11 protein-coding genes are annotated in these 16151 nt (G+C 56.1%); 4 read left to right on the forward strand and 7 right to left on the reverse strand.

The window, feature by feature from the left end:
• The first annotated feature begins 170 nt into the window (after positions 1–170).
• The 4 genes from Poly41_RS30500 (at position 171) to Poly41_RS30515 (ending at position 7409) form a co-directional block, all read left to right on the forward strand.
• Complete coding sequence (locus Poly41_RS30500) at positions 171–1505, forward strand: DUF1598 domain-containing protein (RefSeq protein ID WP_231616086.1); 1335 nt, start codon at positions 171–173, stop codon at positions 1503–1505.
• 84 nt (positions 1506–1589) lie between these two features.
• On the forward strand, positions 1590–2330 hold the full coding sequence (locus Poly41_RS30505) for a CerR family C-terminal domain-containing protein (protein ID WP_146531158.1): 741 nt from the start codon (positions 1590–1592) through the stop codon (positions 2328–2330).
• A 79-nt stretch (positions 2331–2409) separates the two neighbouring features.
• A complete protein-coding gene (locus Poly41_RS30510) occupies positions 2410–4194 on the forward strand; it encodes an efflux RND transporter periplasmic adaptor subunit (protein ID WP_197231870.1) in 1785 nt (594 codons plus the stop codon).
• Positions 4191–7409: an efflux RND transporter permease subunit gene (locus Poly41_RS30515; protein ID WP_146531160.1), complete on the forward strand. Its 3219-nt coding sequence runs from the start codon at positions 4191–4193 to the stop codon at positions 7407–7409. The genes Poly41_RS30510 and Poly41_RS30515 overlap by 4 nt, the downstream gene beginning before the upstream one ends.
• 101 nt (positions 7410–7510) lie before the next feature.
• Here the strand turns inward: Poly41_RS30515 and Poly41_RS30520 are convergent, their stop codons facing one another.
• The 7 genes from Poly41_RS30520 to Poly41_RS30550 form a co-directional block, all read right to left on the reverse strand.
• A complete protein-coding gene (locus Poly41_RS30520; RefSeq protein ID WP_231616087.1) occupies positions 7511–8056 on the reverse strand; it encodes a rhomboid family intramembrane serine protease in 546 nt (181 codons plus the stop codon).
• 266 nt (positions 8057–8322) lie between these two features.
• Entirely contained in the window at positions 8323–11661 is a 3339-nt protein-coding gene (locus Poly41_RS30525; protein WP_197231872.1) for an FAD-dependent oxidoreductase, read from the reverse strand.
• Positions 11662–11845: 184 nt separating this feature from the next.
• Entirely contained in the window at positions 11846–12535 is a 690-nt protein-coding gene (gene upp / locus Poly41_RS30530) for a uracil phosphoribosyltransferase (protein ID WP_231616088.1), read from the reverse strand.
• A complete protein-coding gene (locus Poly41_RS30535; RefSeq protein ID WP_146531162.1) occupies positions 12516–13226 on the reverse strand; it encodes a 3-keto-disaccharide hydrolase in 711 nt (236 codons plus the stop codon). The genes upp and Poly41_RS30535 overlap by 20 nt, the downstream gene beginning before the upstream one ends.
• Before the next feature lie 76 nt (positions 13227–13302).
• Positions 13303–13560: a hypothetical protein gene (locus tag Poly41_RS30540; RefSeq protein WP_146531163.1), complete on the reverse strand. Its 258-nt coding sequence runs from the start codon at positions 13558–13560 to the stop codon at positions 13303–13305.
• Positions 13557–14516: a family 43 glycosylhydrolase gene (locus Poly41_RS30545; protein WP_146531164.1), complete on the reverse strand. Its 960-nt coding sequence runs from the start codon at positions 14514–14516 to the stop codon at positions 13557–13559. The genes Poly41_RS30540 and Poly41_RS30545 overlap by 4 nt, the downstream gene beginning before the upstream one ends.
• A gap of 188 nt (positions 14517–14704) precedes the next feature.
• Positions 14705–16096 (reverse strand): HEAT repeat domain-containing protein, encoded by a 1392-nt coding sequence (locus Poly41_RS30550; RefSeq protein WP_197231873.1) that lies wholly within the window; start codon positions 16094–16096, stop codon positions 14705–14707.
• Positions 16097–16151: the final 55 nt, after the last annotated feature.

Here is a 16151-nt window from a genome sequence, read left to right on the forward strand (position 1 = left end):
AAGCCTTTCTGTTGCGATAAGTTTTTCCCGTAGTTATTCTATTGTCTGACACGGCGATCGAAAAACCGGCAGCATTCAACTTCCTCACTCGCCCATTTGTACTCAGGTGACGGCGAGATACCTCGGAGATCCTCTTGATGGAATCGGGCAAATTCAAAACCCTCAGATTCGTGACTTCCCTTGTGGCCGTTGTCTGCGTCGCCACTTCGCTGCATGCGGGATTGAACAACATCGGCGGCCAAGCGGTCGGAGGTGTCTTAATCAATCCTGAGGGAATCGTCCGAAATGCGACCTTGGAGGAACAACGCGAATTGGCCAATGTCGCTCGTGCCCTCCACCAAGACCCTCAGGGGGATCTGACCCAAGCGACCGAGATGCGGATGATCTCGCTCGTCGGTATCCAAAAACAACTCAAAGACTGCCATGACTCGGGAAAACCGATTCCCAGCGACTTGGTATACATGGCAGGCTTGACTCGGATTGAATACGTCTTCGTCGACCCCGATCGTAACGACATCGTGTTGGCCGGACCAGCGGAACCGTGGACGCTCCGCGAAGATGGAAGTGTGGTGGGAACGGTTAGCGGAAAATCGACCATGCGATTGGCGGACCTGATCGTCGCTTTGCGAACCGTCGAAACCGCGCGAACCGAGAGCATTAGCTGCTCGATCGAACCGACCGCCGAGGGTCGCAATAATCTCCGTCAAATGCTCCGCCGCGTCCAACTTCGTCCTGGTCAAAACCCCTCGATTTTCGAAGCTCAACTCAAAGAAGCATTTGGACCTCAATTGATCCAATTGACCGGCGTCCCTAAAGATTGCCGCTACGCAAGGATCCTGGTTGCTGCCGATTACGACATGAAACGCGTTGCTTTGGCGTTGACCCCCTCGAAGGTCAAGGGCTTGCCGAGCTACTTAGAAATGTCGCAGAACACTCGACATTCGGCGACTCAGAACCCGCGCTGGTGGATGGCCTGTAACTACGACACCTTGACCAAAAGCGAGGACGAAATGGCGTGGAAGCTTTCCGGTCAAGGCGTCAAAACGCTCACCGAGCAGGACGTCGTCGCTGCCGACGGCACCGTCGAAGGATCCGGCAGCAGTGATCCCGTTGCCACCCAATGGGCCAACGCCATGACCGACCACTACGCGGAACTGGCGAAGCAGATTCCTGTGTTCGGCGATCTGCAAAACATCATGGACATGACCGTCGTCGCAACGTTGATCACTCAAGAACGCCTCGACAGCAAGGCAGACATCGATCTGTCGCTGCTTCAGCAGCAAACCGACGTCGTGGCCTTGACCAGCTACGTGGTTCCCAAAGCCGTCGATCCTCAGTGCAGTTTCATCCGTGGCCGTGCTGGCTGGGTGGTCACCGCCTCGGGCGGCGTCGAGATCAATGCCTTCGAAGTGGTTGAGCAGCAAGCGGTCGATACCGCCGTGGCTCAATCGCGACAGACCGCCTTGGCCGCTGCGGGATCGCAGTGGTGGTGGAACAAAAAATAGCTTGAGCCCTTGACTTTTCTGCAATTTAAACAATCGTTTAAAACAAGTGTTTAAACGATTGTTTTTTTTGCAGGATCCTTGCTTTTGGTTTCCAGTCAACCCGCTTCCTCGCTGCCCCCAACGCCCGAAACCGATTTGGTTGGGGAAATCGACACGCGAACACGCCTGTTGGCGGCCGCTGGGCCGATCTTTGCCCACCACGGTTTCAACCGAGCCACCGTTCGCGAAATTTGCTCCGCGGCCAAGGTGAACATTGCCTCGGTTGGATACTATTTCGGCGACAAGTTGGGGCTCTATCGTGGGGTGATTGCTCAGATTCACGAATCGCGTGAACAGGCGTTCCCAGTGCCTGCTGTCTCCGACGACGACCCTCGCCTCAGACTGCACCTGCTGATTCACACCCTACTATCTCGGATGGTTACCTCGGATCAGGATGCTTGGGAAACCGATTTGCTGATGCGAGAGATGCAGAATCCAACACCGGTGCTCAAGGAGTTGGTGCGTGATTCGTTTCAGCCCATGTTTGAGCAGCTCAAATCGGTTATCCGTGGGCTGATCCATCGTGACGCCTCGCAAGTCGTCGTCGACCAGCTTGCACTCAGCGCCGTGGGGCAGTGTTTGTATTACCGAGTGGGACAAAGCGTTCTCAACATTCTGATTCCCGATTCCGAACGGTGCCAACATTACGATGTTCAGTCGTTGAGTGAGCATGTGACCGCAGTGATCCTTGCCGCGACCTCCTGCGCGAACCACTCGGAATCGGCTGAAAACTCATCCAACTTGCTTCATCAAAAAAGCGAACTCATCAAACTACTTAACTCCTAAACGTCATCCATCAATTCAAGTGTACGAAAACGAAATGTGAATGACTTCCGTTTCGAACCTTTTGGATAACCACACGATCATGTCTCAATCTGTACCTGAAACGGATTCACTGCCTGTGACTTCCTACAGCGCATCCACTTCACACGTTGTCGGCCACACAGCATCCAAGCCTCTGCGGCGACGCGAAGCGACATCCCGATGGATGTTATTCAACTTCGTGATTCCGATTGGAATTGTGGTGGCGGCTGCGGGGTTTGTGATCGCGCTTGGATCCGTTCAACCCTCGCAACGTCCTCCAGCCGATGCCAGTTTCGCTGGCCGCATGCAGGCCTTGATGCCCGTGCGTGTCGAGCGAATCCGTCCGCTATCGGATTTCAACCAGCAATTGCAGATGAAGGTGGATGGCACAGTCGTCCCCTTCCGTGAAGTTGCGCTGGCGACGGAGGTCGCTGGGAGAATCATCTTCAAATCGGATCGGTGCGAAGCGGGATCGTATGTCAACAGCGGCGATCTTTTGATGAAGATTGATCCGACCGACTATGAACTCGAAGCCCAACGTTTGTCACGGCTTCAAGAACAAGAGTACGAAGCGCTCGGCGAGGTCGACCAAGAAATGGTCAACACCAAACGCTTGATCGAACTAGCCATCCAAGATGAAAGCCTACAACAGCGTGAAGTCGACCGGTTTCGTACGATGCCGAGCGGATACGCCAGCGAGGGGGAGATTGACAAAGCGAAACGAGCATTGTTGCAAGCGACGCAAGCGCGAATGAACAACGAGAACCAACTCGATTTATTGCGAAAACGGAGATCGCGACTGGAAGCATCGGAGCGATTGGCGGAGGCTCAGCTGGAAGTTGCCAAAACCAACCTAAAACGTACGGAAATCCGATCCCCGATCGACGGGGTGATCGTTAGCGAGAACGCCGAATTGAATTCCTTCATCGCTCGCGGGAATCCAATCGTCACCATCGAAGACACGTCGAAGGTGGAGGTCGCGACGAGTCTAAGGATGGACCAACTTTATTGGGTCTTGGACCAAACCAACAATGCGGAGAACACGACGTCCGCAGATGACCAGAACTCACGCGGCTATGACCTGCCGGAAACACCCGCGATTGTGGAGTTCGAGATTTCGGGCCGCGATGGGCTGACGTACCAGTGGGACGGCCGCTTGTTGAGTTACGACGGCATTGGCCTTGACACCAACACGCGCACGGTTCCGGTGCGAATTGTGGTCGACAACCCACAGCGGTTTAGGCGCAAAAGCAAGCGTGATGAAGCCCCCCAGGAAGTCACACGAGACTCCACGAGACCAACCACCTTGGTGCGAGGCATGTTCGTCACGGTGAAGTTACTGATCGCCCCCAGGACCCCGATGGTGGTGATTCCGGCCCAGGGATTGAAACCTGGCAATCGTGCCTGGCAATTCCTGCCTGACGATACCGTGCTGGAAGAATCCGCAAAAACGGCCTCGACCGCTGACGGCGATGCCACGGAGGATACTTCGCCGGCCCAATCCACCCCCGCAACCACCACGCCCTTGACGACCATGGATCGCAAGCTTGAAGGATTCGATCCGTTGCTTTGGCAAGCCGGCCGAGTGATCAATCGCGATTCCATTTTTCCGGTCGATACGCTTTCGATTGAAGGGACCGAGCAAACCTTGGTCGATCCCTCGCTCAATTTCACGAAGAAGAAGTGGTGGGTCTGTGAAGTTCAGGATCAATCGATGCTGGCGGGGGCCTATGTGGTCGTCTCGCCAGTGGGAGCGACCGGGGATCAACCGATTCCCGCCCGTATCCGACGGCCTGAACTTGCCGACGACTCTACAGCCGAAGCAAATGATGGAGCTGCAGAATGAAACGAGTCATCGCGTGGGCGATCACCAATGCACCCGGAATGAATGTGTTGATGTTGGCGTTGATGCTGGTCGGCGCTCTCGCACTTGCCAAAATGCGTCGCGAGGTGTTTCCCGAATTCGAACTCGAAATCGTGCTGGTTTCGGTGCCCTATCCCGGCGCGACACCCCAAGATACCGAGGAAGCGATTTGCCAAAAGATCGAAGAAGCGATTCGTTCGATTGATGGGATCAAGAAGGTCACCTCCATCGCTCAAGAAGGAGGTGGCTATGTTTTGGCCGAGTTAAGCAGCGATGTCAAAGATGTTCAAAAAGTGATGTCGGAGATCGATCGTGAAGTCGACCGAATCCCGAGCTTTCCGGTCTTGGCCGAAGACCCGCAAATCCAACAGATTACGTTTCGGGAAGCCGCGATCCGAATCGGTATTGTTGGTCCCGGCGACCGATCCCGTCAGGGCGAACTTCGCTTGCGTGAGGTGGCCGAGGATGTCCGCGACGACGTGTTGCAAATCCCAGCCGTTTCGTCCGCATCCATGATGGGAACGCGGGACTATCAAATCGACGTCGAAATCCCCGAATCCACGCTGCGAAGCTACGGGCTGTCGCTCGAACGCGTTGCGGCGATCTTACGGGCCAGGAACATCGAATTGCCTGGTGGCCAACTCAAATCCGAAGGCCAAGAGGTGCTGCTGCGAGCCAAGAACAAAGGCCGCATCGGTGAAGAAATTGCACGTCTGCCCCTCGTCACCCAATCCAATGGCGTCGTGCTAACGGTAGCCGATCTCGGTACGGTCCGAGATGAGTTTACCGATGTCACCGCCGTCGGGGAAATCAATGGCGAACCGGCGATGGTCGTGAATGTCGAACGAACCAAGAGCGAAGACTTGTTGGCGATGGTCGATGCGGTTCGCCACTATGTATCGCAAAAGAAACTGCCCGAGGGCTATCGTTTTGAAATTTGGGGCGACACCAGCACCGATGTACGCGACCGGATGTCGCTGCTGCTTCGTAACGGGGCTCAAGGCTTGTTCTTAGTTTTCTTGGTCTTGGCGTTGTTTCTTGAAACTCGGTTAGCGTTTTGGGTCGCGCTCGGCATTCCGATTTCGATCTTGGGCGCCGGCGCCATGCTGGCTTGGGGCGATCAAACCCTCAACATGCTCAGCCTGTTCTCCTTCTTGGTGGCTCTTGGGATCGTGGTCGATGACGCGATTGTGATTGGCGAAAACATCTATGCGCACCAACAAATGGGCAAGCCCTTGTTGCAGGCATCGATTGATGGGGCAACCGAAGTGCTGCCGAGCGTAACCGCATCGGTCACCACCACCGTGATCGCCTTTGCGCCCATGTTCTTCGTCTCAGGCGTGATGGGGAAATTCATGGCGGTGATTCCGTTCGCCGTCATTGCGATGCTCTGCATCTCGTTGTGGGAAAGCAGTTTTGTGTTGCCGTGTCACCTCGCTCATCGGCATCACGGCTTCTTTCGATTCTTGGCGGTAATCACCTATCCCATCCGACCGCTCGGTTTCCTGCTCGATTGGCTCAGTAAACGAGCGTGCCGAGCCATGGACTGGGTTTGCGACCGTCTTTACCTACCGACCTTGCGGTTCGGGCTGCGGCACCCTCCCTTCATGCTTTCGATTGCGGTGGCGCTCTTCTTGGTCACGATTGGCATGATTCGAGGCGGTGTGGTGGCCACGATTTTGTTCCCCAAATCGGATAACAACTACCTGCATGCTTCGATCACCTTTCCGGATGGGACACCTGCGGCAGAGACCGACCGAGCAACGAAAAGGATGGAGGAAGCGATTCGCCGAGTCAGTGGCCAAGTCGAAAAAGCGACTCCCGAAGTCTATGCAGGCACGGCGGCCGCAGGCAAAGGTCCCGTCCGATTGACCTTTCGTGAATTGGGGACCGTCACCAACATGGATAGCCCCGTTGGCGGCGGAGGAGGTGGCAGCAACGTCGGCCAAATCTTCGTCGAACTGTTCGACACGGAAATCCGTGATATCCACAGCGACCAATTGCTGGCACTCTGGCGCCGCGAGGCGGGTGAGTTCCCAGGCGTTGAGAACGTAACGTATGGCACCGTCGGTGTCGGGCCCGGCGGTAAGCCTATCGAGTTCAAATTGTTGGCCCCCAGCGAAAACATCGACCAGTTGTTGGCAGCGACCGAAGCAGTCAAGCAACGCTTGGCTCAGTTTGATGGAGTCTTCGACATTGCCGATGACAACACCCCAGGCAAGTGGGAGTTCCAATTTCGTGTCAAAGATCGCGCCTTGGCCACGGGCGTTACCCCCAGCGACCTGGGGGAAACGGTTCGCAACGCCTACTTCGGTGCCGAGGTGATGCGATTGCAACGGGGACGCCATGAAGTCAAATTGATGGTGCGTCATCCCGAAGAAGAACGCAATAGTTTGGTGAATTTCCGCGAAATCCGAGTTCGTACCGCCGATGGCCGCCAACGTCCCATCACCGAGTTGGCTGACGTGAATTTGAAACGAGGCTTTTCAGAGATCAACCGTGTCGACCAAATGCGTTCGGTGACCATCTCGGCCGACTTGGATGAAACAACCGCCAATGCCGATTTGATCATTCAGAAATTGCAAAGTGAGTTCGTCCCCCTACTGTCCAAGGACTACCCCGCTCTGGCAATCCGCTGGGAAGGTCAGCGGGAACAAAGTAATGAGTCGGTCGGCAGTTTGAAGGTCGGTTTCGGGATCGCAATCATCTGCATGTTCGTGCTACTGGTTCTGCAATTTCGAAGCTACGTCCAACCTCTCCTGATCCTTTGCATCATCCCCTTTGGGATGATCGGAGCCGTTTGGGGGCATGCCGTTTTAGGGCTACCCTTGACGCTGTTCAGCATGTTTGGGCTAGTGGCCCTTGCCGGAGTGGTCGTGAACGATTCGATCGTATTGATCGACTTTATCAATGTCCGCGTCCGTGACGGACTGAAGCCGCGACATGCATTACTGGAATCCGGCGAACGGCGGTTTCGACCGATCCTGTTGACCAGCATGACGACCATCGCGGGTTTGTTACCGCTGCTGATGGAAAAGTCTTTCCAGGCACAGTTGTTGATCCCGATGGCCGCCAGTTTGGCGTTCGGATTGATGCTTTCTACGTTGCTCGTCTTGTTGCTCGTTCCCGTCTTTTATTTGATCTATGTTCGCATCGTCGAATTCTTCGGGTATTCGCTCATCGACGCCGAAGAGTGACGTCAGAAGTGAGCGGATCGCACCTTGCCCCGAAACGCCACCTTGCCACGCTTCCGGTTTCGTCCTGCTCCGCAGCAGTTGCTCGAGAGGGATGAGCTGCGTTAGGGCGATGAACTCGAGGTGGCAATACCAACGATCAAACCGCTGATCGCTCCAAACAAATGGCCGTCCCATGACACCGTGGATCCGAAACTTGGAATGATCCCAAAGAACAACGTGGTTCCAAACAGGAACCCAACAAGCAAAGCCACAGCAATCGATCCGAACCGTTTTTCGCGCACGCCAACCGTGATCAAGAAGGCGATCAACCCGAACACCAAACCGCTGGCACCGATATGGTTCGCATTGCGTCCGAACATCCATAGCAGCACGCCACTGCCCACAATGATCCCCGCAACCACCGGCCAGGCGTGATCCCCGCGTGACGCGACCGTCAATCCCAACAAAATCAACAACGGAACCGTATTGGAGATCAAGTGGCCAAAACCCGCGTGTAGAAACGGCATCGTGCCAATGCCCAGGATCCCCTGAATGCTCCGTGGCTGCAAACCGAACTGGTTCAAGTCCGCTGGGATCACGACGTCGACGATCCGCACAAGCCACATCACCAACAGCAGGATCATGATCGGGTAAGCTTGCTTTTTCAAAAGGATACTCCTGGGTCAGAGTTCAACTGGGTCAGAGTTCAACGGAAACATCGTCACCGCCGGCCCCGTGGTGCGAGTCGTTCTGCTTGAAGAAGAACGGTGAACCGAGGAATTTACCACGAAGGAAACGAAGCATTGGCTACCAACGACAAACGAAATCCCTAGCCCGGATTATTCGTTGGAGTGGTAGGCTTTAGCCGATTGCGGCAGGACCTTGCTGAATCGGCTAAAGCCTACGACTCCAACGTGCGCAGTCTGTTTCTTACTCAATCGATGTAAGCTGATTGCTGCAATACCGCTTGTGCATGCTGCGCAAACAAACCTCGCAGATCATTTTGATAGGTTCGTAGGATCGCTTCCGCCACACCGTCTTGATCGCCGCAACGGTAAAGCGCCCTCGCCAAAATGATCTCACGAAGCGGCTGCGATCGCTTTTCGTCACCGGGTACCTCTCGGGTCGCCGAAATGTCCGTGATGGCATAGCCGGTCATTCCAGGCTTCGCAAGTAAGTCCGCTAACGGCTTGGCTGCTCGAGGATCGGCCAGGGTTTCCAGCGCCATCGCGACCGCTCGGTGGTGGGAAAACTCGACGGACGCATCAAGCGTTTCGAGCTTTCGAAGGATCGTGTCGAGCGCATGGGGATCCGCGGAGCGTCCGAGTGCAATCAGATGGGAATCGAGTCTCGAAATGCTGCCGCCGAATTGTCCCATCCCACGGAAGTTCCAGCCCTCGTCCCAACCCGACTCGTCAATGCTTTTCATCAACGTTTGGCTGCCCGCCGGATCGCCAAGCATCCCTAAAATGTTGGCATAAATCAATTTGTCATCGCTGTCGGAACATGACTGATAAGCATCACGAAGCAAAGGCAAGGCGGTATCGCTCTGAGAAAGCAGTACCGACAAACCTTGATAGTCATGCGTCACCGACGAGACGGCAGCCGCGACGGTTTCGCGAGTGAGTGGTGCGGAATCTTGTTGCTTCAGCACTTCCGGTTCCAGTGAACCGATCTCGACCAAATGCTGTTGCAGTGCGGACAAATCAATGGATCGCAGCGACGTATCTTGCTCGGCTGCCATCGATGCCGCAACACCGGCTGCATAGCCTTGGTTTTGGATACAGGCCTGCATCCGTAAAATCGGCATGGCGTCACGATGGGCGCTGATGGCCAAGCCGGTCACCAAGATACCATCAAGCCCCTTTGCCAACAGTGCTCGATAGGGCACCGGAACCGTCATCTGTTTCTTGTCGGGAAAGTTGATCAGAAAGACAGGATGAACCGTAAAACCATGCGTGTCAAAATTGCTTTGGTGCATCGCAATGGTATCGAAGTAGGTTCGTCCGTTCATCAGGTCCAACGGCGTGATCAGCACTTCACCCACAATCCGACGTCGTTCACGAGAATCGACAAAGGGTGACACATCGTAGCTGTTTTTGTATTTTTCACGGGCCGAAACGATCATCCGCCATTGGTCAACCGGGTCCGATTCGTCGGCAAAGGAATAGTCGGTGTTTGTGTAGCCGGTTCCCAAAGCTCGAGGTGACAATCCGGTGCCTTGCATGGCAACATGATCCGCCGAAGTGGTCATGGTTTCCGCTCCCGCGGCGGCCGCGATGTCCGCGTTCCCCGTCGAGTCGATTACCGTTTTCGCCATCACCACACCACGGCCCGTCGGCGTAGCAACCACCACTCCCTTGACGAAGTTACCGCTAACGACGCTGCCACAACCGAGCGTCGAGAACCAAATGTCGCAACCGGCATTTCGAGCTTCGCGTCGCCAATACTCACGCTTCGTGACCGGGTTCCAGCCGCCATGCCGATCCGGGCCGCCAAGTGCTTCGACGCCCTGGTCGACTTCACTGCTGTAACCTTTGCGGTAACCGTGATAGTAGCTGCTGATCAGCCCAAGGGTTCCGACACCACCGAGGTGATCTTGATACTCGATCAAAAGCGTTTTTGAGCCACGCCGGCCAGCCGCAATCGCCGCTGGCGCTCCACCGGTGCCTCCCCCCACAACCACGACATCATAGTGCCCAAGAATTGGAAGTCCTCGGTCAGGGGAAGCGATCGTCGGACGGTTTTGGTCGGTCGGACGAACCCCTTGCAAGAACTCATGAACCTCAACCAGGTCATTCGCGTTGGGATCGGACTTGGCCCTGATCGACACGGTGCGGATGCTTTGCCGCTCTCGTGCCTCTTTTGCCGCCGCTTCGCCAACGCGAACCCCCAATCGCATCCAATTCAACGGGCGAACCAATTGGGCGGCAACGGTCCGCGATACGTCTGCGGCTCCACCAAGCACGTACAAGTTCGCGACACCACTTGGCTGACAAGCCCGCAGATCAAATGTGGCGGGATCGAACGAATCGAGTTGCTGTGGAGCGTCCGACCGAATCGGGTCGGGAGGCAGTTGGAACAGGAAATCAGATTCGTCGACCAATGCCGAATCAAAGGTAACCGCACGCAACTGTTGTTCCGCTTCGGCGAAGGATGCGAAGCTGGCATCGGCCATGGCAACGTCCATCGAGTAGACGAACACATCGTGTGGACCTGCGGCCGAAAAGAAGGGAACCTCCGCTTTGTTGACCACTAAACCTGGAGCCGATTTGGGCTCGCCTCCGACGACAATTCGCTCAAACCTCTGCGGTTGTTTCGGATACGGATCGCAGGAACTGCCGGCGATTCGTGCGGTCGTCGCACGAAGGGTCCCATCGATCACCACCTTGGCCTTGATGGCTTGTCGCCCAGCGCGATTCGCCATCACCACACCTGCTACGTGACCGTTCTCATCATGCAAAACATCCGTCACCAGTGATCCGTAAAGAAAGGAAACCCCGGCATCGATCAAGGCTTGATCGAGTGCATACTTCACCTGCATCGGAGTTGGCGGTTGATTTTTCACGGTCGTTTCTACCACGGGGTCATCGCCAACGATCACCCATTCGCCAAGCAACATCCGCTCGGCTCGCTCGGACTTTCGCACCAATAGTTTGATAAACCGGCAGGGCTGCTCGATCGTCATCGACAAATCCACCGGCGTGTCCTCGGAAATTCCTAAGCCGAGCATCTCGTTCTTGATCGTCCCAAGATCGCGCCAAAGCGTTCCGTTGGGAGAGGTCCAAACTTGCACATCGGCAACCTCAAAAACACCGTTGCGTTGGTATGCTAACAGGTGCAACTGCTTGACGCGTTGATTGCCTTGCAGGTCCGCGATGAGCTCGACATCGTCGGAGTATTGAACGGAATGCTTTGCGGCACTCGTGTATTGCTTATCCGTCAAACGTGTTGGTGGCGACGTGTCCCGATGAACCGCGTCGCTAGTCTGATCCGCTTCATAGCGGAACGGCATGCCGCTTGACCAAAGTGAATTTGGCTTTTCGACTTGAAAAAGCGCCTTTTCAAGATCGCTTGTCGGTACCTGTTCCGCGTCAAGCCAAAGCCGCAACGTGCCGCAAACATCTTCGCCAAGGTACGGCCGCGGTGCCGCCAAAAAGACCGATGCCCCCTGTTCTGCAGCCGAGATCGCCGCATTGACGGCACCGGTCGTTCCACCCACCACGACAACATCCACGTCATAGGCAACGGGAATCTTGCGGGCGGATTCCAAGACCGTCTCCTGCGAGCAGGCGTGATGACAAGTGAAGGCAACGAGAAGAAGGCAAATGCAGAGAATCCGTGGCCTGCATAAAGTCGTTGTTCCAAGCAAGAGGTTGCTCCGAGTGGGTGGGAGGAAAGACGGTAGGCGAGGACTCCATTGTAGCAAACTCGCCACCGACGATAGCCCTCGGCCCTCAAGCACCTTGAGGCGTGTCGAAGATGCGATCCCCCGCATCGCCAAGCCCCGGAACGATGAAGGACTGGTCGTTCAGATGGGGATCCACCACCGCCACATAAATTTTCACTTGAGGAAAATCTCGCAACACGCGATCGATGCCGACTTGTGCCGCGATCACACTGAGGATGCGAATTTCCTCGACTCCCCATCGGATCAACCGTCGAATCACCAAATCGACACTGCCGCCGGTAGCCAACATGGGATCGAGTACCAAGGCAACGTTGGGGGCTCCGCGCTGCGGCAGTTTGTCATAGTAGCCGACCGGCTCGGCGGTTTCTTCGTTGCGATACAGCCCGAGGTGCCATACCGCCGCGTCAGGCAATAACTGCTGAAGCGGCTCCACCATCCCGAGTCCGGCCCTCAAAATGGGCACCAGGCCAACACGGACGGCCAATTCGTGACAATCCGCCTCCGTGATGGGGGTTTGGACCTTGCAGGGCCGCGTCAACAAGTCTTCGGTCGCGTAGACTCCCACGAGCATCGCTAAACGGCCGATCGCTGCACGAAATTCGCTCGATCGAGTCGACTGATCCCGAACCGTGCAGAGATGCTGCTCGATCAACGGATGTTCGATTTTGGTCAATGGGCTCACGCGGTCGGTTTCCTGTGGTTCCTTGTGGGCAATCTCAATCGTCGGTACGGTCATCGACTCGAATCATCAAGTCCTTGTACTCCACTTTCATTGGCGGGCCTTGGTGCATTTGCAAGGCGATGATGCCTTTGCGAAGCCCCAATCGCGGCTCGACGTCGTCCGCCTCGCACATCTTCACGCCATTAATCCAAAGTGACACCCTGGAACCCTTCGCAATCACGCGATAAGTGTTCCACTGCTCCGGCTTGACAACCTGCAACAACTTAGCCGCCTCGGCAAACGTCGCGATCGTCTTCTGGCCCTTCGCATCAATCGACACGCTCTGGCCACGCTCGGCAACCAATCCACGTTCGTGCTGGTACAAACATCCCATGTAGACTCCGGCGCCATCCATGTCCGCTTGATACCCCCACGTATCCCAATCTTCACGCCGCTCGCTTCGAAATTGGATCCCTGAATTGCCAGCGGCCGAAATGCGAAATTGACAGCGCATTTCAAAATCAGCCGGTTCGCCACCGGTCCAGTACAAATAGTGTGACCGCGTGCAGGGTTTCTCGACGGTACTCTCCGCCGTCAACAACCCCTTTTCAACCTTCCACCACCCCGACTTTCCTTCCCATTGAGCCATGTCCCGTCCATTAAACATCGGGACGAAGCCATTGTCTTCGGCCAGCACGGCCCCGTTCGACAGGAAAACCATCGACGAAACGACGACCAAACAAATTCGATCCAAGATGCAGTTCATGGCAGTGTTTTTTGGGAGTGAGACAGCCACAATCACCGTGGCGAGGCCTTTGAGCACGAGTCAACGGAAGGAATGCCTAATCGTTGGCTTCGTTCAGCACGTACTCTATCGGTCCGATTCGCTCGATGCAAATCAAATCCGCTGTGAATTCTGGGTTGCATCCCACGCGCAGCATCCGCGTTCCTTGGACAGACTTATCGATAACCTCTGCCCACGACTGGAAACCAAGCAGTCGATACCTATCACAGCAGAACTTGCTGTCAGGCTGTTGATGCGGCGGCACTTCCAAGACGGGATCGCAACAGCGAAGTCGATTGACCGTCGTCGGTATCATTGTGATGGCGAGCGAGTTGGCTTAGGCGGCCGGTCCGGCAACGCCGCGACCACGGGGCGGCCATCGACCCATTCAATTGCGACACGTGCGAGCCACCACGTCTTACCTTGATCGCTGTTACCTTGAAAAAACAAATGCGTGGCACCGTCTTGGTCCACAAAAATGCCCGGATGCCCTGACTCCGAAGCATTCCATTGCCCCTCAGGACCGTTAGGAACCAGCGGGCGATCAAACATCCGCTTCCAAGCGATACCATCGCGGCTGGTTGCGACACCAATTTGCTGAGGGCCGTTGTTGTAATCTCCAGCATAGAACATGTAGAGGGTTTCGCCACGACGCAACACCGTTGGTGCCTCGATACAATGACCTTCCCAGGGCAACTCCGGCTTCAAGATGGGCCCGTCCGTGAGTTGGATCCATCGCTCGCGACTCAAGTCGCTTGCGAGATCCGCCGCAGCAACACCTACCATTTGGATTTTCATGCCCGGGTCGCGGGTTGCGAAATAAAGCATCAGCTTGTCCCCAACGGGAAACACCTCCGCATCAATGGCCCTGCCAGCATTCCAGTCACCGCTAGGGCGAAAGATTGGGTTGCTTGGATCACGTGTGAAGTGGACCCCATCATCCGAAATGGCGTGGCAAATCGCATCCTTGGCCCCGTTTCCGTAGGTTTGGTAGAACAGATGCACCTTGCCACCAAGCACGATCGCGCCCGGAGCACAAAGCCCGTTTTGATCGCACGACTGTGCAGGCCACAACTCGGCAACTTTGGCCCACTGGTTGAGGTCCGTACTTTCCGCAATTCCGATCGACCAGCCTTTGGGCGCATCCGCCTTTGCCATACGGCGGTCAAATGGTGGGAGCGAGAAGTACATCAAGTATCGATCTTCATAGCGAATCACGCTTGGGTCTTTCGCCAACGGCCGACCGAGACGCGAAACATCGGACCACTTCATCGCAGGCACTGTTATCGCGGTAACATCCGAGGATCTGGGAAGCGTTTGAGCGGAAAGGGTGCCAGCCAAACATAACAGCAAGACAGCCACCAGGTGACGGAAGATGGGATAAAGATCCACAAGCATGTTTCGTGACCGCATGGGAAGCAAAAAAGGGTGGAGCGAGATCGAGATAACAAATCTCGTCACTACTTCGGTCGAACCCAGGTTTCGCCCTTAATGTAACGGCGGGCTCGATCAACGACGGTCGCGTCTTGGCTCGTTGCGATCACTTTATTCAGCGCGACCTCAAACTCAACCTGATTCGGCTCACGAAGGGATCGATGATGGGCAAGCTCAACAATTGCCAAGCAAGCTTCCTCGGCACTCTTAGGCAGATCGGTGTAGGGCAACAAAAACCTCAGGCTTTCCGGAATGCGAACGGCGGCAGCGCGTTTGAGAACCAACGCCCGTTCCGTATCCCGCTCGCTCAATTCCATCGCCCGTTGCAGCAAGGCCAATTTTTCGAGGTCACTGCGGCCATCGGCTAGCGGAGCGACACGGATCAAAGCTCGCGTCGCACTGATTCGATGTTCATCATGCAGCCCGGACTGAATCAAATCAATCAACTCGGGTGCAACCGATGCGTTCGGCCAGTTGCACAGAGCACGAACACCGATAGCGTGCCGGGCTGGGTCGGTGCTTCTCACCGCTGACATCACGTCCGCCAACGCTTGCTTCCCGCCGACACGGCCGACGGTCGGCAACAGCACGAGTTGCTCGGAGGCAGAAAAACCGCGGATCGCATCGAGCAGTGGTGTTGCTTGCTCGCCGGTATCCTCGATCCGATTGCAAACGGCCATCACTGCCTTTTCCGCTGCCTCCTGCTCCCGCCCACGCTCGGCCGCGAGAACGCCTTTGAGCATCCCCGTCAAATGCTCGGGTCCCGCAAGTTCCGCCAGCGCCACCATCGCGGCTCCACGAACGCTGGGATCTCCATTTGTCGCCGCGTCGAGGATCGCGGGAATCGCATCGAGTGCTCGTCGCTCTGCGAGAATTCCGATCAGTGTCGCTTGCATCGGAGCCGACGACGACGTGATCCCGCCAACGATGGCTGCGGGTACGGCAGCATCCTGCAAACGCACGAGGCTACGCCGAGCCGCCTCACGTTGTGATGGATTGTCATCTCCGAGCCACCTGATCAAGGTCGGCACATCGGTGACGTTGCCAAGCCACCCCAACGACTCGATCCCTGCCTCGACGACCTTTGAATCGCTGGAACCCGCCATCCGTTCGAGGATCGCGGGCCGAGCTGCGGCATCGCCCCGCTTGGCTAAAGCTCGGATCAAACCGACCTGAGCGTCCCCGCTTAATTTGGGCAACTGAGCCGCAAACTGCTCCGTCGCGACCTCTCCCGCGGCCGTGGTACGAACCTGCTCGAGTGCCAAGGCCCGCATTTCAGGGTCATCGTCGGCCAACAACTCGATAACCATCGAGACCAAATCGCTGCTGGCATCATCCTGGGCGAACGCGATTGGCCCTGCGGCCGTGTGAATCGCAACACCAAGCAGGATCGCCAGGATGGCTGAGGTGAGCTTCATTGATACGGTTCTTCGGTTTTCGTCAATGGGAGGCGAAGGGGATGCAGCGTGAAGG

Origin of the sequence: Novipirellula artificiosorum (assembly GCF_007860135.1) — a bacterium.
GTDB lineage: Bacteria > Planctomycetota > Planctomycetia > Pirellulales > Pirellulaceae > Novipirellula_A > Novipirellula_A artificiosorum.